The sequence below is a fragment of the Flavobacterium chungangense LMG 26729 genome (assembly GCF_000735715.2).
Taxonomy (GTDB): Bacteria; Bacteroidota; Bacteroidia; order Flavobacteriales; family Flavobacteriaceae; genus Flavobacterium; species Flavobacterium chungangense.
In genome coordinates this window covers 511,931-532,216 of sequence record NZ_JASY01000001.1, presented here as the reverse complement: position 1 = coordinate 532,216, position 20,286 = coordinate 511,931, and the positions used below count along the sequence as shown (strand labels likewise).

The 20,286-nt window shown below is 34.7% G+C and carries 11 protein-coding genes; 2 read left to right on the top strand and 9 right to left on the bottom strand.

From position 1 onward, the window contains the following. Positions 1-210 precede the first annotated feature (210 nt). The 9 genes from JE46_RS02075 to JE46_RS02035 all read right to left on the bottom strand — a co-directional run bounded on the left by JE46_RS02075 (position 211) and on the right by JE46_RS02035 (position 17,381). Positions 211-2,007 carry a hypothetical protein gene (locus JE46_RS02075; protein WP_031453600.1) on the bottom strand — a complete coding sequence of 599 codons (1,797 nt, stop codon included), beginning with the start codon at positions 2,005-2,007 and terminating at the stop codon, positions 211-213. A gap of 51 nt (positions 2,008-2,058) precedes the next feature. Then, positions 2,059-2,625, bottom strand: a complete 567-nt coding sequence (locus JE46_RS02070; RefSeq protein ID WP_031453599.1) for a hypothetical protein — start codon at positions 2,623-2,625, stop codon at positions 2,059-2,061. 7 nt (positions 2,626-2,632) lie between these two features. Continuing rightward, on the bottom strand, positions 2,633-4,906 hold the full coding sequence (locus tag JE46_RS02065; protein ID WP_031453598.1) for a GH92 family glycosyl hydrolase: 2,274 nt from the start codon (positions 4,904-4,906) through the stop codon (positions 2,633-2,635). Between the two features lie 187 nt (positions 4,907-5,093). Continuing rightward, entirely contained in the window at positions 5,094-7,403 is a 2,310-nt protein-coding gene (locus tag JE46_RS02060; protein ID WP_031453597.1) for a GH92 family glycosyl hydrolase, read from the bottom strand. Between the two features lie 345 nt (positions 7,404-7,748). Continuing rightward, on the bottom strand, positions 7,749-9,368 hold the full coding sequence (locus tag JE46_RS02055) for a RagB/SusD family nutrient uptake outer membrane protein (RefSeq protein WP_031453596.1): 1,620 nt from the start codon (positions 9,366-9,368) through the stop codon (positions 7,749-7,751). 18 nt (positions 9,369-9,386) lie between these two features. After that, positions 9,387-12,398, bottom strand: coding sequence for a SusC/RagA family TonB-linked outer membrane protein (locus JE46_RS02050; protein ID WP_031453595.1), 3,012 nt, complete (start codon positions 12,396-12,398; stop codon positions 9,387-9,389). A 162-nt stretch (positions 12,399-12,560) separates the two neighbouring features. After that, positions 12,561-14,489 (bottom strand): glucosamine-6-phosphate deaminase, encoded by a 1,929-nt coding sequence (nagB, locus tag JE46_RS02045; protein ID WP_031453594.1) that lies wholly within the window; start codon positions 14,487-14,489, stop codon positions 12,561-12,563. 40 nt (positions 14,490-14,529) lie between these two features. Further along, a complete protein-coding gene (locus JE46_RS02040; protein ID WP_236010767.1) occupies positions 14,530-16,668 on the bottom strand; it encodes an alpha-N-acetylglucosaminidase in 2,139 nt (712 codons plus the stop codon). 470 nt (positions 16,669-17,138) lie between these two features. Further along, entirely contained in the window at positions 17,139-17,381 is a 243-nt protein-coding gene (locus tag JE46_RS02035) for a hypothetical protein (protein ID WP_031453592.1), read from the bottom strand. 215 nt (positions 17,382-17,596) lie between these two features. Here JE46_RS02035 and JE46_RS02030 point away from each other — a divergent pair, with 215 nt between their 5' ends. Both JE46_RS02030 and JE46_RS02025 read left to right on the top strand, forming a co-directional pair. Continuing rightward, positions 17,597-18,670, top strand: a complete 1,074-nt coding sequence (locus JE46_RS02030) for a hypothetical protein (RefSeq protein ID WP_031453591.1) — start codon at positions 17,597-17,599, stop codon at positions 18,668-18,670. 84 nt (positions 18,671-18,754) lie between these two features. After that, a complete protein-coding gene (locus tag JE46_RS02025; protein ID WP_031453590.1) occupies positions 18,755-20,281 on the top strand; it encodes a glycosyltransferase family 39 protein in 1,527 nt (508 codons plus the stop codon). Positions 20,282-20,286 lie beyond the last annotated feature (5 nt).

Sequence of the window (20,286 nt, the reverse complement as noted above, 5' to 3'; positions counted from 1 at the left end):
AATTTAATTTCCGTAAAAATAAAACAACCTTTTAATAATACAGCAACATTTTTTATAATATTAACTCGTTTAGTGGAATTAAAAATGAATGTCAGACTGAGTCCATTGGCTTTGCTTAAAATAAAATCAGTTGAATCCACTAAATTTCATAAGCCTTCGACTCCGCTTAGGATGACATTTGCTTTCAATTAAATCAAACAAATTGAATATTTAAGAAATTACCATTTTATGATGAAATGGCGTAAATCCTGTAATGTAAACATGTTCACCGTTTGTTCGCAAACTTCCCTGATGATACGTATACTCCTCACTATCTAGATTTTCTATGTTTAAATGTTCGCATTTTCCGGGACCAAATTGTATGCTGTCTGATCCTATGGAGAGTTCTCCCTGTCCGGATTTCAAAAAATAATTCTTTTTTTCATCCAATGTTGCTCCGGTTATATTGCTTCCTTCTTTAAAACACATTTCTATGGTTACTTCTACATTTGGAGGGCCGTCTACTTTAAAATCAAGACTTAATGTTCCGTTGTCTTCTGTGATTTCAATTACTGTGGTCTGCGTTTTTACGTTGCTTTTTACTCGGGAATCAAAATCCATTTTATTCCAAAAACGCCCATCAGGTGACTCTGACAATTTGTAATCGCCATCTGCTTTTCGAAATTCTTCTGCAAGAGGCTGATAATAATCGGCTTCTTTAGTTTCGTTCAGAATGTATTTATTTCCTTCTCTTACAATTCCATCACTGCTGAAATAGCCCATTCTGAAAAATGAGGTAGAAAGACGCATGTATTTAAGTATAGCCTCCCCTTTTCGATACATTAAAAAATTTGGATTTGATGATCTCCCTGAAACAATCATTACCGGTTTGTCATTTCCGCCAAATAAGGTTACAGATGTTTTGCCGCGTCTGATTCTAGCCAGATTTGAAATGGCAAAAAACTTTTCGAAATCATTTTCAACCGCGGTGTCAACAGTAATTTTTTTTCTGAGTTCTTCATTTTCCATAAAAAAAGCAAGCGAACCTGATAAAATATCTGTGGCAAAAGCTGGAAGATTTTCAATCAGATTTGCCATGTGCGCAAACATTGGATTTTTTGTGCGGATTGCCATATAACGATACTGGAGATAAAAGTTCGTCACCTTTAAATCCATAAACTGATCTTGTCTTTTTGAATCAACCGTAACCAAATCACCGTTTGGTTCTGTATAATAAAAATAGGTTGTCAGGTTTTTATTTACTATTTCCAGTAACTGAGGTCTGTTTAACAATCGGGACATCGTAATTAATGCCTTATCAATAACGGCAGAATAAATCCCGCTTCGTTCAGCATAATGTCCGTCTTCATTCATATAAATTCCTTCTGCCAGCCATTCATCAATTCTTTTCACATATTTTGTGTCTGGATACAATGAATTTATACTGGCCAAAGCTGCGCAAATAACCCATCTGTGGTTTGGCGTATGAACACCTCCCGTAACCATCGCTTCGCCTGCATTTAGAATAAATTTTTTCAATTTATCCTTTAATTGAACTAAATCAGCTTGTTTATTATTTTTTAATATTGCTGCTGCCGGACAAATATATTCCAGAATAAAGGCCGTATCCGGTGGAGATTGCCTGTTTCCCCCTGCGTCTAAGGTACCGTCGCTGTATTGCTCCTTTAACAAAAAGTCTATTGCCTCATTCAGTTTTTCAGCCAGTATTTTTGATTTATAATATTCTGAATCTGAATTAGACATTGAAGCAGTCATAATGGTTATTGAACTTGCAACACCACGAAAACTGCTGAGTTTGATAGCAGAATCAAACGGTGGTTTATTCAATATAGATTTAACTTTTGCGTCATTGTTCAAAATGAGCTTTTTCATTAACTCTGTATCTTCTTTAACTTTGCTGTTATCAGATAACATATCATTTGCAAAAACGATATCAGTAACCAGAGCTCCTGCTAATGTGAGGCCTGATAATCTAATAAACTCTCCACGACTCATTTGATTTTTCATGCTGTTGTTTTTTTATCATTCAACTTAGTTACTTCTGAAATTATAATCAAACTACTTGTCTACGACTTTTACTAATGTCCAATTGATACCCAATGGATTTTTGGTTATTTTACAGATTAAAGGAAACTCCGGATTTTTTACGATCCACATTTCGGTTTCATCAATTTGTGCAATTACATGTAAGGTATCAACCGTTTTTCCTTCAATCAACACATTGCTGTTTTCTGAATTCTGATCTAAAACATAAGTGGTATTGTTGTAAATGAATTTATTATTTTTTAATAATTCCTTATAAGCCGACTGCGAAATCATAAAGAAAGTCTCTGTTGGTTTTAAGTTCAAAACGGGTTCAAATTCTCCCTGGTTATAGCTCAATTCAGTACCGTTTTTTAATGCTTCCGGCAAGGTAATAATACTGCTTTTTACACCTCTTGTGTCCAGATCTAAAACCAGTTTATTATTATCTGTTTTAGACGTCAGTTTTAGAGTTCTGGTTTGACCGTGCAGCTTACAGATATAATGTAATTCTGTATTGTTTTTAATTGTTGGAATATAATTTTGTGCGGTTACCATTTGAAATATTCCACAAAAGAGAACAGTTAAGATTGTATTTTTCATTGGTAATTTATTTTGTTGGTGGTAAAATTGTAGTTCCCCAGGCAGAAGGTTTCGAATCCATTTCAAGGACCAATTCTCCTCCCTTAACAATATCATCGTGCAAAATCCAGGCTTTATTGTAGGGCTGTCCGTTTAATAAAGCAGTTTTAATATATTTATTTTTTTCGCTCAGCTTTTTGGTTGTAATCTTAAAAGTTTTGCCTTCCTCCAACTGCAAAGTGATTTCTTTAATTAATGGTGTATTTAATAAATAATACGGCTGACCGGCATTTGGATACAATCCCATCATATGAAAAGCAAGCCAGGAAGACATCGCTCCAGAATCGTCATTACCGGGCAAACCTTCATGTGATGTATTGAAATTATCTTTTATAATCGTTCTGATGCGGTCACTGCTCAAATACGGTTTCCCGATCCAGTGGTACATTGTTGGTGCCAAAAAGGAAGGTTCGTTTGAAACATCGTACAATTTAGTATCAAAAAAAGTATCCAGTCTGTTTTTGAAAGCCATATCACCACCCGATCTGCGAATCACTTCAGGAAGGTCATGCGGTACACTTAACGAATATTCCCATGAAGTTCCTTCGTAAAAAAATACGCACCAATGGCAAACATACCAAGGAGATTCTGTAATGGTTGGTGTATATTTATAGGTTGGTTTCTGAATTTTTGATTCCCCAAAAACAACATCATCCAGCCAGTTTCCGGAAGCGTCTTTTGGCATAATGAAACCTTTGGCTCCATTATTTTCATAATCCGGACGCCATAACTTTTGCCAGTTATCAGCCTGCTTGATATACTGATTATAAATTTCGGTATGATTCAAACCTTTGGCAACAATAGCTATATTATAATCGTTGTAGGCATAATCCATCGTACGGTTTCCGGCACGATCTGTACCAAACGGCACATAGCCCAAACGTAAATAATCTAATAAACCGCCCCTTCCTTCTCGTTCTTCATTTCCACCGGGCGGTATTGTTGCATCCTTAAGCATCGCTTTTAATGCTAATTCATAATCTATTCCTTTTAAACTTTTTACGAAAGCATCAGCAAGTACAGTTTCAGCATTTGAACCGCCTTGGGTACGGCCATTGTCATTACCGCTTCTTCCTTCGGATAAATAGCCTTCGCGTTTGTAAATATTCAGCATCCCATTAACAATTTCTACCTGACGTTTTGGGTCAATTAGCGTAATTAAAGGACTCGAACTTCTGAAAGTATCCCAAATACAGTAAAAATCATCATAATAAGGTTCATCATTTGTCCATAACGGATTTTCTCCTGTTCTGTTAACAGGCATTATCATCGTGTGATACAAACCTGTGTAAAACATTTTTTTATATTTTTCAGAAGTATCGTCAGAAAGATTAATACGACCGAGTAATTGCTCCCATTTGCCTTCCAGATCAGCTAAAACGGTATTAAAATTCCAATGCGGAATTTCGACTTCGATATTATTTTTTGCTTTTAATTCACTTAAAAACGAGATTCCAATTTTAATATTGACTTCCTGTTTTCCTGTTGCACCAAAAGAAAGCAAAGCCGCAGTCTTTTTACCTGAATCAAACTGAGCAGATTGGCTGCTGTAAAATTTTCCGTCTTTCCATGTAACATATTTTGCAATGGGCTGGTCAAATGTTGCCCAAAAGTAAACGGCATAAGCACGTCCGTTATTCCAGCCACCTCTGATTCTGCTGTACCCACGAACTTCAGTATCTGAAACAATTTCAATCTGGGAACCTACAAATTGCTGTGCCTCTCTTGCATTGGGTTCCGGATTTTCTCCTAGAAAAAATCCGGGATCAATTTTTAATTCTTTTGATGCATTTTTTGGATAGGTTATGCGATAGAAAGAAACTTTTTCGGCTGTTGTTATTTCTGTTTTTATTTGATTTTCTTTGAAAACGGTTTCATAATACCCCAGCTTTACGTTTTCTTCTGCTCTGTGTGAAGTTTGGTCTAATTTGTCTAAAGATCCGGAAAAAGGCATAATTTGTATGTTTCCGTATTTAGGCCCTCCACCGGTTCCGCTCACATGAACCTGACTAAAACCTGTAACCTCTTTAGGCAATGGCAGCCAGCCACTATTAGGGCTTACCGTACAATCCGGACTTGGTTTCACCATTCCGTAAGGACATGAGGGACCAATAAAAACCCGCCCATCTCCTTCAGAGCCGATCATTGGATCTACATAAGTGTGAACTTTTTGTTGGGCATTTATGGTAATTGTGCAGCATAATGATATCCCTAAAAGTATAATTTTGCGATATATTTTCATTGTTTATTTTATTTCTTTAGCACTTTTTTTTGCATTTTTGGAGGTTTACTTTCCTGTAAACCGGACTCAAAATCATTTGATGATAAACTGAGAATGATAGTAGTATGTCAGCCTGAGAGTCGAAGTTTTTTCGTGGTAAAAAATCTTCGACTAACTCAGAATGACCATCAGATTAAATTTAATATTACTACTTGGATGTACTCGACATTTCTAAAATTAACTCTCCCCCACCTGTAATTTTCTCTTGAGAAATACTATAATCGTTTACAGGAGCATTATTGTATTTTATTTCCTTTATGTAAATGTTTTCCGGGCTGTTGTTATTAGCATTGATTATAAACTTTTTACCTGTATAATATTTTGGATTTAGCTCAATTTCTATTTTATTGAAAATTGGGCTTCCGATCTGGTAAACGGGATTTTCCTCGGTTCCGCCATTCATTTGAAATATACCAATTTTTAGCAGTACATTTAAACTTCCCATCAATCCCTGATCTTCATCTCCATTGTAACCTGTTGACGGAGCTAATCCGCTAAAAGTTTCTTTTACAACATTTCTTGTCCAGTATTGTGTCAGATCCGGTCTTCCTAATAAACTAAAAATATTAGAAGTCTGCATCGATGGCTGGTTTCCGAAATTAATTGGAATTCGACTAAATTCAGGATGTAATTCTGCATCGTGAGAATTTCCAGAAGTATATTTTAAATTTTTGGCAGTCTCAAACTGGCTGTTTAATTTTGAAGCTGCATTAGCTTTTCCGCCCATTAATTCGGCCAAACCATTTATATCATGTGGTACAAACCAGGTCGCCTGAGCACCGTTTGATTCTATAAAACCGTTTTCGTATTTATAAGGATCGTAATTATCAAGCCATTTTCCTTCGACGTTTTTAGGTCGCATCCATCCTGTTGTTTTATCAAAAACGTTTTGATAGTTTTTAGACCTGCCTATAAAATAATTGTAATCTTCCTGAAGGTTTAACTTTTTTGCCAATTGTGCCAAAGTCCAATCCTGATAAGCATATTCAAGAGTCTGACTGGCTCCGTCCTGATGACTTCCGAAATTTCCATCCGGAAGCGGGTACGGAACATAGCCTTTTTCTAAATAATATTTTAAACCGCCGCCAATGTCTGTATTGTGTTCATATCCGGCTTTTCCCATAATACCATTTAGCATATGGTTTTTTTTGAGTGCGGTATAAATTTCTTGCAGATCCTCTTTTACCAATCCTTTCTGGATAGCACTTACAATAAAGGGGGTAGCTGATGCACCTGTCATTACAAATGTGTCATCACCTCCCGAAGGACCACGAGGAATCATGCCGCTGTCTTTATAATATTGCATTAATGAGTGTACAAACTCTTCCATTATTTCAGGATATGCAAGTCCCCAGAGTGTATTAATGGTCCATTGTGCTCCCCAAAAAGCATCTGAATTGTAATGATTGAATTTGGGTTTTCCGTTTGCATCAAGCGGTAATTGTCCTATTCTGAATTTTTCTCCTGAGTTGTCCGGATAAGCACCGTTTGCATCGCTGATCATTTTTCTTCCCTGGAGGGCATGCCAGAGGTCGGTGTAGAATCTTCTTTGATCTGTTGGTGTCCCACCTTCAACTTTTATCCTGCCCAACAAATTATTCCATTCTGTTTTTGAATCGCTTACCACTTTGTCAAAATCCCAATGTGGTAATTCTTTTTCCATATTGATAGCCGCATTTTCAATTGAAGTATACGAAATGCCGACTTTCATTATTATTTGTTTATCTGATTTTCCAAAATTCACCAAATAATTCCTTGTAGTGGTATTTTGTTCTATTGAGGTTACAGGCTCATTAAATTTAACTTTAAAAAATACAGTCAAAGGTTTTGGACGTCTGAAATTAGTGCTTAAAACTAATGAGCCTGATAGTTCCTGATCATTGTTTTTTTCCAATTTTCCATTCGTATTTTCGCAAGGACCTAAAATAGTATTCAAATTAAACAGAATTGCTTTTTCAGCTGAATCCGGAAATGTATATCTATGAAAACCAACTCTTTTTGTACTGGTTAATTCTGCAGTGATCTGATATCTGTCTAATTTCAGCAAATGGTATCCGGGAATTATTTTTTCTGTTTGATGACTGAATTTAGAATAAAAATCGGTAAAAATCTTTTCTTTATTTTTTGGAGAAATAGTAACCGGCATAACTGAAACTCCGGATAATTGCCATTCGTGGATATGACTAAAACCTTTTATTGTATCTGTTGTGTACTTATATCCACCTCCCCAATCGCCATTAATTTGCGTATCGGGACTCAAATTTACCATTCCAAACGGACGACTGGCGGAAGAAAAGAAAAACCATCTTGAATTTTCAGTGTCCAACAAAGGATAAACCATATCTACCGCCTTATTTTTATTGGCAGAAGTATTTTTTTCAGCTTTGCATGACACTAAAAAAATAAGAATTAAACTTATTCCTATGCGTCCAATTTTATAAATTTTATTTAGTTTCATTATCGTCTTTGTATTGTCAGAACAACCTATTTGTTTTATGCTGAATGATTTTTATGACCGATTGATTTTAAAATACAGTATTGAAGAATTACCTGAGAAAAGTATTATCTATTTCTCAGGAAAATTCAATCAACATTAGGTTTGCATAACAACTTATATTCTAAATTGTTCTGCATTAGAATTCTGATTTTGGTAATCAGCTTGGGGGCAAAAAAAGTTCGTGAATTCATAAGGGTAAAATGAAGTTTTACAAATTTTTTAAAAACTTCTTAATAAAAAGGGAGAAGAAAATTCTCCTCTCCCTTTTATAATTAAAACTAACTGCAATTATTTTTCCTTGGTGTCCTATTGAGGATATCCTTCATTTTGAGTTAAAGCAGGATTTAAAACTCTTGCTCCTGTCGGAATTGGGAAAACACGACGATATGTATCAGTGTTTGTTTTGTATCCCCATTGTCCTTCATACTTTCCAAAACGGATCATATCATTTCTATGCCATGCTTCCCATGTAAACTCACGGCATCTCTCTTTGTAAAGTTCTTCCAGTGTTATGCTGCTGAATGCTGCAGAAGTGGTACGATTTGAACGAACCATATTTACGAGTGCTAAAGCATTTTGTCCTAAGGTTTCGCTACCTCCGCGTAAAATTGCTTCAGCTTTCATTAACAATACATCTGAATAGCGTAAAAATGGCACGTCATTATTTTGATTACGGCTTGTGGAAGTATTGTCAGGATAAAATTTAATATTTCTGTATCCCATATTCCATGCAATTTCGTCATTTCCTAAATCAAACAAAGTAGTGTTTTGGCGAGGTACAATATTAGGTGTAAGGTCTACCTGATAGGTGAAAGCTGCACCACCATCTGAACCGGTATAGAATTGGTCATACCCTTTTTTGGTTGTAGTAACTCTTACCGGAGTAACGCCATCGTTCAAGTATTGTAAACCTGTTAACCATTGTCTGTTACGAATATCATTAGCATCATTAAAATAAGCATAAAATTCAGGTAAGGTACTTCTTGGAGCACTAGGCGTGAAAGGAAGACCAAATTTCGCTCTTTCAGATCTTGGTACATCATAACGGGCATGATACATCTGACCATTAAATCCAACTGTGGTAGCAATAGGATCATAAGGTACCGCAAAAATAAACTCTTTCATTTGTGGACCATTATTTGGATAAAACATCTGAAGGTAAGTGGCTCTTGGTTCAATGTTATACAATCCTGAACCAATTACCTGATCACAAGCTGCAACACAATCATTATAACGTTGTGTTCCTGTATATACCTGAGCATTCAGATACAATTTGGCAAGCAATGCATTTGCAGTCTGTTTGTTAGGTCTTCCGTAAGTCGTAATTCCTGAGGCCGCATTCAAATTAGGAATTGCTTTTTTTAATTCTTTTTCGATAAAATTAAATACCTCAGTTCTGCTCGATCTAGGACGAGAGCTAAAATCTCCATAAAGCGTATCCAACGGTACATCTCCGTAGCCATCCATTAACATATAATAGGAAATAGCACGCATTGTTTTTACTTCAGAAATCAAAGTATTTTTTTCTGCACCTGCCGGCATTGCCTGATTTAGAATTGAAATCGTCTGATTACTGATACCTATTACTTTAGAGGACCAGTCCCAAAGACTTCCTATGATTCCGTTGTCAGCTGTCCAGTCATGAAAATGCATAGCAATGTAGTTTCTGTTATCAAACCAGTTTCCTCCTCTTGCAGGCAAAATAGCTTCATCTGTAGACAATGATTGTGACCACCACCAGGAGAATGCAAAGTCACCTCGGAAAGCAGAATAAACCGGCCCTGTAGTTTGTATGTATTGTGTCGAGTTCTGAGGGAAAACCTCCGGGGTAAGTTGTGTTGTAATGGGCACATCAAGATCTTCACAAGACCAGAATAATCCAACCATAAGTACCGGAAGTCCCAAATATTTTAATATATTTTTCATAATTTTTAGAATTAAATTTTAGAATATCACATTTAAGCCAAACATAAATGTTCTGGTTTTTGGATAGAAATTATTCGAATCTACACCAGGAGCTGTTCCTCCCTGTTCTACTTCCGGATCAATTCCTGAATACTTGGTAATAACAAACAAGTTATTGATCGTTTGATATACACGTACGCTTTGAATAAATTTACTCACTTTACCAAAATTATATCCTAAAGTCATATTGTCTAATCTGATATAACTACCGTCTTCTATAAAACGTGATGAATATTTATAAGAATTAAGATCATTTGGTGATTCATTTGCCGCATCTGTTAAGATGTTAGTGGTCATTGCAGTACTAGGTCTGAATAAATCAGCTTTGGTAGCATTGAAAATTTTATTTCCAAAAACTCCTCTGAAGAAAACACTCAAATCAAATTTCTTATACTGGAAATTATTCCCCCAGCCTAATAAAACTTTTGGCTGTGCACTTCCTGCATAGTGGTAATCTGTACCAATTGCAGGAGTTGTGGTTAAGCTACCGTCTTTGGCAACATATTGAGAAACACCTGCAGCGTTTTTCCCTGCATATTTAAGAGTAAAGAATTGCCCAAGAGGTTTTCCTTCTTTAAAAATTTGTAGTGTACTACCAGTTTGTCCTCCTCCATCAGGCTGTACTCTGCGGATAGAGTCACCACCAATAAAGAATGGATTTGTTAATTTAACAATTTCATTTTTATTGCTTGCTACATTCAAATTCGTTGACCATGTAAAGTTTGCAGTTTTAACAGGAGTTGCCGATAGACTCACCTCAATACCTTTGTTAGACATCGTTCCACCATTTGCCACAATTGTTCCTACTGGTACAAGTACCGGACTAACAGAATAATTAAAAATCATGTCTGTTGTTCTCTTGTCGTACAAATCAACGGAACCGGTAACTTTTCCATTAAACAGTCCAAAATCAACTCCAATGTTTTTAGTTGCAGTTTTTTCCCATTTCAAATCCGGATTTGCAGCCTGGTTTGGTCCATAGGCTCCAATTTGCTGTCCATTGTAGTAAAAAGTTCCTAAGCTTCCTGAAATAAACTGAGCTGTGTAAGCATTAAATCCTGATGAGTTTCCTGTAACTCCATAACTTCCACGTAATTTTAAGTCACTGAAAATTTGCTGATTTTTCATAAAATTTTCTTTGTCAATTCTCCATGCTGCTCCTACAGAAGGGAAATATCCCCAACGGTTATTTGCTCCAAATACAGAACCTCCGTCTCTTCTAATTGTTCCCTGTAATAGGTATTTATCCTGATAATTATAATTTAAACGGGCAAATTCACCTATTAAACGTGTTTTTTGGTAGGCTCTGCTATCTCCAAAATTCACAACATACCCATTCACTGATGTATAATTACTAAGTGCAAGGTTGTTATATCCTACGTTATCTACAGGAAAATTGGTGGCTGTTGCCTGAAATCCGTCTCCTAATGTATTTTCCTGCCAGGAATATCCTAAAACAGCTTTTATCTTATGAACTCCAAGAGTTTTGTCCCATGTTAAGAAACTTTCAATAATGTTATTTGTGTTTTCATAATTATTTCTCAAGGCAGAACCATTTATACCAAAATTAATTAACGATTTAGTTTGTGGTGGATCTGGGTTATTGTAGAAATTAGCACTATTATATCTCGAATAATAACTATCGTAAAACTCTCCATGTGAAGAAGTCAGCTTTTGGTGTGCAATGTTTAAGTTATAGGTAAATCCAAAAGGAAGTTTTACCTCTGCAGTCAGGTTACCAACAAGATTATTTGTTTTTGTTTCGTCTGTTCCGTGTTGTATTAAAGCAACAGGATTAAAATAGCCAGTACTTGTGAAATTTTCAAAAAAACTTCCGTCAGCATTTCTTACAGGTGAAACCGGAAGATAACTTGCTGCCTGTAAAAGTACAGTATTACGCTGTGGTACATTTGTATATTTACTATTAGAATTGGTTACATTTAAACCAAATTTAACTTTATCATCAAAAGCAAATTGCTCAACAGATAAACGGGCTATTACACGTGAAAAATCACTTTTTAAAAGAACCCCTTCTTTATTAAGTGAAGTAATACTAGCAGTATAGCTGCCATTCTTACCACCACCGCTCATCGATAAGTTATGACTGCTTGATTTTGCTTTTCCTGATCTTAAAATTTCTTTCTGCCAGTTTGTATTAGCACCTTTATCATTTTCAGGAGTAAAGTTCAAATTGTTTTTTGTGGTAAATGCTCTCAATTGAGCTGCATCCATCATATCCAGCTGATTCGAAACTTCTTCCCAGCCAACATATCCGTTATAAGCAATTTGAGTTCTGTCTTTACTGCCTTTTTTTGTAGTAACCATAATAACCCCATTGGCAGCACGGTTACCATAAATTGCAGTTGCAGCTGCATCTTTTAATACATCAATAGTTGCGATATCATCTGGTGAAATCATAGAAATATCAACACCCGGAACACCATCGATTACATAAAACGGTCCCTGAGAACTGTTTAATGTTGAAACACCACGCAAAACAACAGAAGCTGTTCTTGTAGGATCTCCACTTGATGAAATGTTAAGACCTGATACCTTACCTTGCAGTAATTGTCCAACATCACTTATTGCTCCTCTGTTTAATTCATCAGCCTTAATAGAGGTTACAGATGTTGTCAAATTTTTACGGGATCCTTTTCCGTAACCTACTACTACAACTTGCTCTAAAGCGTTAGTAGCAGAAGCCAGTTTAATTGTCAAATTTGTTTTTGTTCCGTCTAATTTAACAGTTTGATCTGCAAATCCAAGAAAGGATACAAGTAATACTGCATTAGGATTTGAAACAGATATTTTGAATTTACCATCAAAATCTGTTACTACACTACGAGTAGTACCTTTTTCAAGAATATTAGCTGCGGGAAGCGGCAAATTCTTGTCATCTAAAATGACCCCGGACACTTCTGTTTTTTGTGCCCATGAATTGATTGAAAGACCTAGAAAAAAGGCTAACAATAAAAGTTTAAGTTTTTCCATATTCAGTATTTAGTTAATTGGTTAAATAGTTTTGTCGAAATTAGTATTAAAGAATTGTTAAGAAATGGACAGGTTATTCAGAAACATGGATTTTTTTGTTAAACCCAATAAAATAAGGACTTACGAAGCTTTTTTTTATAAAATTATATAACTAAAATCTTATTAATACATCCATCTTACGAAAGCTTCCATTGCTGCATAATGAGCTAATCCAAGTTCATGATACAAATCTGCGGTCTCTTTGTTTCTGTCTTCAGCTCTTTGCCAAAATTCTCTGCTGTCTGAACCCTGAAAAACGACTCCGTCTTTTTGAGACTGATGTTTAAAAATTCCTTTTCTTTTTTCCATGACCTGATCCGGTCCCATTGGTACAGCCATCTCAATTTCATCAATTCCCCATTCCTGCCATGCACCTCTGTAAAGCCAAACCCAGCAGTCTTTCATAAAATCTTTTGTTTTCAAACGTGTTACTGCTTCAAAAACAGCATCCAGACAAACCTTATGTGTTCCGTGTGGGTCTGCTAAATCTCCAGCAGCATATATCTGATGAGGCTTAATTTTTTCAATCAGATCCATCGTAATTTGAATATCTTCTTCTCCAAGCGGTTTTTTCTCAATTGTTCCGGTTTCATAAAACGGAAGTTCCATAAAATGAATCTGACTATCCGGGATTCCAACAAAGTAACAAGTAGACTGTGCTTCTCCTTTTCGGATTAATCCTTTAATGTTTCTAACTTCGGTAATATCAATTTCGCTGTTCTTTTTATTTTGTAGAAATCTCAAGGACTCTTTATAAATATCATCGGCCTCAACACTTTTAATACCGAATTTATCATTATAGTCACAAACAAAACCGGCAAATCGCAATGCTTCATCATCAGCAACTGCAATATTCCCTGAAGTCTGATACCCAATATGTACTTCATGTCCCTGTTCATGCAGGCGCTTGAAAGTTCCTCCCATACTTATAATGTCATCATCAGGATGCGGACTAAAAATAAGGACACGTTTTTTGGCAGGTTCTGCTCTTTCCGGTCTTTTACTGTCATCGGCATTTGGTTTTCCGCCTGGCCATCCGGTAATAGTGTTTTGCAGTTTGTTAAAAATTTTAATGTTGATATCATAGGCCGGACCTAAATCTGCCAGTAAATCACTCATTCCGTTTTCAATATAATCAGCATCTGTAAGCATTAAGATTGGTTTTTTTAGATGTAAAGCCAAACCTAAAACTGCTTTTCGTATAAGATTGTCTGTCCAGTTTACTTTTTCAACAAGCCATGGTGTGTTAATGCGTGTCAGCTTTGAAGCTGCGGCTTTATCCAGTACAAATGTGGTATTACTGTGTTCTTGTAAAAAAGTTGCCGGTACGAGATTAGTTACTGTACCTTCTACAGATGCTTTAATAATATTTGATTTTCCTTCGCCCCATGCCAGAAGTATCACCCTTTTGGCTTCCATAATTTTTTTAACTCCCAGTGTAATGGCAGTTCTTGGTGTGTTATTCAGGCCTGAAAAATCGTTACTGGCTGCAACACGCGTAATATGATCCAAAGCTACCAAACGTGTTTTTGAATTTTGAAGTGAACCTGACTCATTAAATCCGATGTGACCGTTTCCTCCAATTCCCAAAACCTGCAGATCAATACCACCAAGTGCTTCGATCTTCGTTTCGTAATTAGCACAGTAATCCCCAATTGCTTCTTTTGATAAAGTGCCATCCGGAATATGAACGTTCTCCGGTAAAATATCAATATGATTGAATAGCAGCTCCTTCATAAAACGCACATAACTATTGATCGAATCGGGTTCCATAGGATAATATTCATCTAAATTGAATGAAACTACATTTTTGAAACTCAAACCTTCTTCTTTATGAAGCCGAACCAGCTCTGCATACAAACTCTTTGGACTGGATCCGGTGGCGAGACCTAATATGCATAACTGATTTTGAGACTGCTTTTCTCTAATCAGACCTGCTATTTCATTGGCTACTGATTTAGATGCTATCACTGAATTTTCATAAACCACAGTACCAATATTCTCAAATCGCTTTTCAAAACTTGTTGCTTTGTCTATACTGCTTTTTAACATTGCTTTATTTTTTATTGTTAATATTTGATTATAATCCCTACTACATTTCACTGCTTTCGCTCCATTTTGTTTCCCATTCTTTTATCGAAGCTCTTACTTTTTCTTCATCGAATACTGTCTTATTAACAGCTGATTCTCTTTGGGCCTGCAAAAACTTTTTCCATCTTGGCCAATAAAAATCTTTGTACATTCCTTTCCATGCTCTTGAAGCGTAATCATTCAGGTGTCCTTCTCCGCCCCAAAGCGTTATTAATGTTTTGGCGTTTTTTACATATAATCTGGATTCGGCAGGGGTTGTTCCGTAATCTGATGCCGATTTTACCCAGTTTTTCAGGCTGTTCAAAGGTTGAGCAGACATCATACTGTCAATATCCAATGCTGTTTTTTCTATTTTTTTAAATAACTCATCTCCTTTTTGAATGTCTTTTGATTCATAAGCTTTTACACATTCTATGAGTATTTTATCGATATAAAGTGAGTAATAATGTCTGGAAGCGTCTATAAGATCATATTTATACAGCTTATTTTTATTGTAATTTTTACTTTCTTTATTTAAAATATCCAGAGCTTGTTTTAGTTTATCCATATCTCCAGGATTACCTTTGAATTCGGTTATTTTAAGCGTAGGTCTTTTAAAAAATAAATAAGCACCTGCCCAGTCATTCCACCAGCGGGTTTCCCAATATTTAGTACTGTAAACAGATTCGATTAACAATTGCCAACCCTGAAAAACAGCATCTGAAGTTTTTCCATATCTCGCATTTAAATGTTTTTTTAGCCAGTCATTTACAGGTTCTTTTCCTTGTGACCATGGAAGGTCATAAATATATTCGTAGACTATAGAATTATTATTCAGGCCTTCGGGCATTACGCCATAACCTACAAGATTTCCTTTATGAGGATTGTCTAATAAGCCTGTAAGCTCATTTTTATAAAAATTTAAATCTCCATAAACAGGATTCGATCCTCCATAATTATGTACATAACCATAACTCCATTGTTTTCCGTAAAAAGCCTCCTGATTTTCCCATACCTTATATCTGTCGTTTGCATAATCCTGAACAATCATTCGGTCATTGGGTACTTTACTCAGAAAAGCTTTCGTGGCTTCTTTTGTCCAGAACTCCTTATTATCACCAAAAAGCCATCCCTGCATTACCCAGGTTGCTTTTGGGGAAGCCTCATTTATAGTTTCAAAAATGGTACTTCCATAATCTGCGAGTTCTTCGTATTTATTTTGTTCTGAAACCGGTGGCGTTATTTCATTAAAAGAATCGGCCAGATAAAAGTCAGACGGTCCATATACCTGAGTGTAGATTTCTATAAATCGTTTTCCTATTTCTTTAAACAAGGGATCATTGGGATCTAATAAATAAGTGCTTTCAAAACCTCCACCTGACCATGATTTTAATTCACTGATTTTTGAGTTGGGATGTGACTCTGCAAAAGCTTTAGGTACATAACCACTAAAAGCAGGTACTACCGGATGCATATCCAAATCCCTCATTCTTTGCAATAGTTTCTTCTGAATGTTTTGCTTTTTATTAATCCATTCCTGTGGCAGCGGTCCGTCGAGGGTATTTATATTCCCCATTCGCTGCCAGGGTAAAAATGCGGGTCCTGTAAAATGTTCCTGCAATTGCTTGTCTTTTAATCCATACTCTTTCCATAATTGCTGCCAGATTGATTCCTGACCTTCCAAAGCGGTAGGCAGATTAATCCCGTGCAGTGCCATCCAGTCAATTTCCTGCTCCCATCGTTTCCAATCCCACCAGGGTGTAGTGTAACCAAATGTACAGGCGTTTAAATATTTTCTGTATTTAAAAGGAGTATCCTGTTTTTTGGAATATTTAGGCCATGTTTTAGGCAAATCAATCCGGTTTCCTTCCCAGCTAATTGAAACTGCCCCAATATCTTTTAGAAAAGTATAAGCTGCATAACAAATTGATGCATTTGAAGTTCCGCTAATTATTATCTTATTACCTGCTGATTCTACTTCAAACGAATCCTGACTTTGGTTTTTGCTTTGCACAATATTTAAATCAAAATCCTTTGCCCGATTGCCAATTAGTCTTTCTATTACCGCTCTGGCACTTTTTGTATTTTCTTTATTTTGGCAATATCCATTAGGGGCTAAAAAAAGCAGCATCACAAAAAACAGAATAACGTTATTCTTCAAAGCATTATAATTTTTAATATTCAAACACTCACTTCTCATATATATTATATTAGATTAAAATCAAATTATTACTTAAAATATAAGTACAAAAAATAGGGAGATCATTAATAAATCTCCCTTTAACTAACACAAAAACTAACTCATTTTAATCCAGTATTGATTGCAATAATGGACATGAAACACTTTATACCATCTGATAACCATCAAATAAAATCAGATGTTTAACTAATGATAAAATTATTGATATAAAACCTTTGAGAGATGGACGCATTATTCAAAACTATAGACATATTATCCATAGTTTGTTCCTTTGCTTAGGAGTTCTGTTAAATATAAAAACTGCAACTTTTTTAGGGTTGCAGTTTTTATATTTTAGAAATATTATTGTTGGCGTAGAAAGCTTTATGGCTACTAAGATTGACATGTAATCATTTGTATTACAATATTTACTTAAAAATATTTCAAACTCATCAATTAATTTTCACCTCTATAACCGGTCCTATTTTAGTGTTATTTTTAATCGTAAGTGAATCTATACTTTTATTTAAAGAATCGATTGATTTTAATGTCTCCTCCGACAGCATTTCTTCTTTAGGCAATTGGTTGGTTTTTATGTTGCTATTTTTATCATGCCTGTTTTGAGGAAATTTTAAACATAAAAAAGCGAATATAAGTACTGAAACGAAATAAATAAGTTCTCTTTTAATTTTCATTTTTATGATTTTATATTAACATCTTAGATTATAATTATTACAGATGTTAAATGTATATAATCTATCTTAAACCATTACGGACCTATTCCTTGGTTATTCAACAAAATATTTAAATAATTAAGCTGACCTGATTGGAAAGTACACTATAAATTTTCCTACATTCGTCAAAGAAATCATTATATCAAATCCTTTAAAATCTCTTTAAATCTTAAAAAATGAAAAACATTACTTTTTGTATTCTTTTATTTAGTTCTATATTATTTTCACAAAATGGTGCTCCTGTAATAAAAGATGTATCACTTGAAGATTATAAAAAGGCAGATTTGAAAGGAAAATTTGAGATGAATAAAAGTTTCGCAATAAACGAAGCTTTACCAGTTTTAAGTTCCTATCAGACAATTGTGGATGAAAAATTTGCCGGAGTGAAAAATTTCGGAAACCTGGTCGCCAATACTAATTTTAATAACAATCAGGATATTACTAAATTAACAGCTAATAATTCTGACTATTGGCGTGCAACAATGGAAATGGAGCAAAGCAATGAACTGATTCCGGTTACGAAAATTTTTATACTTATTTCTCAGGGTGAATTTGATTATGCTTTGAAATATCTCGAAATTGTACAATTTTTTTCTAAGCGTGAAACGTATGCCGATAATTTTTTAATTCATCTAAAGGAAAGACTAATTTTGTTCAATAATCAGTTAGCTTCTGAAATTCAGAAAGGAATTGTAGAACATGATAAAGGAGAATTTGAAAAAGCTATTGAAATCTACACTGAAATACTTAAAAATTATCCGAATTCATCGTGGGCAAATTTTGAATTATTTTATTCTCAGTCTGAACTGAATAATAAACTTGGAAACAAACATCTGAATAGTTTTGAAAATTGGGAAAAAATAAAAGGTAATATTTTTAGCCATAATCCTTTATATAATGTAAACATGAGTGCAAAAGATGCCAGAGAAGCATATCAGCATTACAGAAGAAGTCTGATTGATACATTATTTAGAAATAAAGACAATAAAATCGAGGACATTTATAAATACGCAGATATCGCAATGGATATGGAAGTTTATGATTTTGCTGCACAATTATTCTGGTATACATCTACTTATTCAAAAATTGATAAATCTCTTTACAAATATCTGTACTGCTTAGAAAAATTAGGTGTAACAGATTTGAAAAAGAATTTTAAAGGCAATTTTGAGAAAGAATTTAAAGCTATTGATCGTGAAAAAGAAAAAGAAATGCTCAAAAGTGATGTTTACAAATCGTACTCTAAGTAGTCACATTTTTCCTGAAATGTTATTAATTTTTCAACAGGATTTCTATACCTAATTCAGCTAATTATAATTAAGCGACTAAGCATTATGACTAAAAAAACAATCATTTTAATTGGATTTATTGTCCTGAAATTTGTTTTGCAATATGTTTTGCTAAGTCCTGAATATGACCTGCAACGAGACGAATATTTGCATCTTGATCAGGCAAATCATTTAGCCTGGGGATATTTATCAGTTCCTCCTCTCACTTCATGGATTTCCTATATAATTCTTATGCTTGGAAATTCTGTTTTCTGGGTGAAATTTTTTCCTGCTTTGTTTGGAGTTTTAACGCTTATTGTGGTTTGGAAAACAATTGAAACTTTAAAAGGAAATTTATACGCACAGATTTTGAGTTCAGTCTGTATTTTATTTTCCTCGTTGCTGCGAATTAATATGTTGTTTCAACCCAATTCGTTTGATGTATTGTGCTGGACTGCTTTTTATTATGTGATTATTCAATATGTTGCAACTCAAAAAACAAAGTGGTTTTATGTAGCAGCAATGGTATTTGCAATCGGTTTCTTAAATAAATACAATATTATTTTCTTACTTATTGGTTTGATCCCGGCTATCTTGCTTTCTGATCAAAGACTAATTTTAGCAGAAAAAAAACTCTATTTAGCTTTATTATTTGGACTGGTATTGATTCTTCCCAATATTTTATGGCAGTATAATAACCAGTTTCCTATTGTACATCATATGAAAGAATTGGCAGAAACACAACTGGTGAATGTTGACCGTGTTGAATTTTTAAAAGAACAATTGCTGTTTTTTATTGGTGGGCTGTTAGTTATTCTTTCAGCTTTTTATGCTTTGTTGTTTTTTAAACCTTTCAAAAAGTATAAATTCTTTTTTACCTCTTTCATTTTTACACTTCTTGTCTTTATATATTTTAAAGCCAAAGCTTATTACGCTATTGGGCTATATCCCGTTTATATTGCTTTTGGAGCCGCTTTTTTGGGAGAATTTTTAAAATCTGGCTGGAAACGTTTTCTGCAGCCTATATTTATAGCAATTCCTTTATTGCTGTTTATTCCAATTTATGATATTGCTTTTCCAAATAAAAGCCCACAGGAAATAAGTACCAATCCGGAGAGATATCAAAAACTGGGAATGCTTCGCTGGGAAGACGGGAAAGATCATGTTTTGCCACAGGATTTTGCAGATATGCTTGGGTGGAAAGAACTCGCCAGAAAAACCGATTCTGTTTATACTGTTTTAGGCAATCAACAAAACACATTAGTGCTTTGTGATAATTACGGACAAGCGGGAGCTATTAATTATTATACAAAAAAAGGCATCAAAGCAGTTTCTTTTAATGCCGATTATGTAAATTGGTTTAATCTCAAAATTCAATATAAAAACCTGATAAGAATTAAAGAATTTGAGAAAAACAGTAATGAACTTAAAGAAACCGGTCCGTATTTTCAATCTGCTTTTAAAGCAGGAGAAATAACCAATAAATACGCAAGAGAATTCAAAACCACCCTTTTTGTTTTTACAAATGCGAAAATCAACATCAATAAAAGAATAGAACAGGAAATTAAAGGTGCAAAAGATTATAGTCAGTAACTATT

Excerpts from the sequence above, each read along its gene's own strand:
- JE46_RS02035 (WP_031453592.1), bottom strand. The coding sequence starts at position 17,381 with ATGAAAATTAAAAGAGAACTTATTTATTTCGTTTCAGTACTTATATTC.
- JE46_RS02055 (WP_031453596.1), bottom strand. The coding sequence starts at position 9,368 with ATGAAAAATATATTAAAATATTTGGGACTTCCGGTACTTATGGTTGGA.
- JE46_RS02050 (WP_031453595.1), bottom strand. The coding sequence starts at position 12,398 with ATGGAAAAACTTAAACTTTTATTGTTAGCCTTTTTTCTAGGTCTTTCA.
- JE46_RS02065 (WP_031453598.1), bottom strand. The coding sequence starts at position 4,906 with ATGAAAATATATCGCAAAATTATACTTTTAGGGATATCATTATGCTGC.
- JE46_RS02070 (WP_031453599.1), bottom strand. The coding sequence starts at position 2,625 with ATGAAAAATACAATCTTAACTGTTCTCTTTTGTGGAATATTTCAAATG.
- JE46_RS02075 (WP_031453600.1), bottom strand. The coding sequence starts at position 2,007 with ATGAAAAATCAAATGAGTCGTGGAGAGTTTATTAGATTATCAGGCCTC.
- JE46_RS02060 (WP_031453597.1), bottom strand. The coding sequence starts at position 7,403 with ATGAAACTAAATAAAATTTATAAAATTGGACGCATAGGAATAAGTTTA.
- nagB (WP_031453594.1), bottom strand. The coding sequence starts at position 14,489 with ATGTTAAAAAGCAGTATAGACAAAGCAACAAGTTTTGAAAAGCGATTT.
- JE46_RS02030 (WP_031453591.1), top strand. The coding sequence starts at position 17,597 with ATGAAAAACATTACTTTTTGTATTCTTTTATTTAGTTCTATATTATTT.
- JE46_RS02025 (WP_031453590.1), top strand. The coding sequence starts at position 18,755 with ATGACTAAAAAAACAATCATTTTAATTGGATTTATTGTCCTGAAATTT.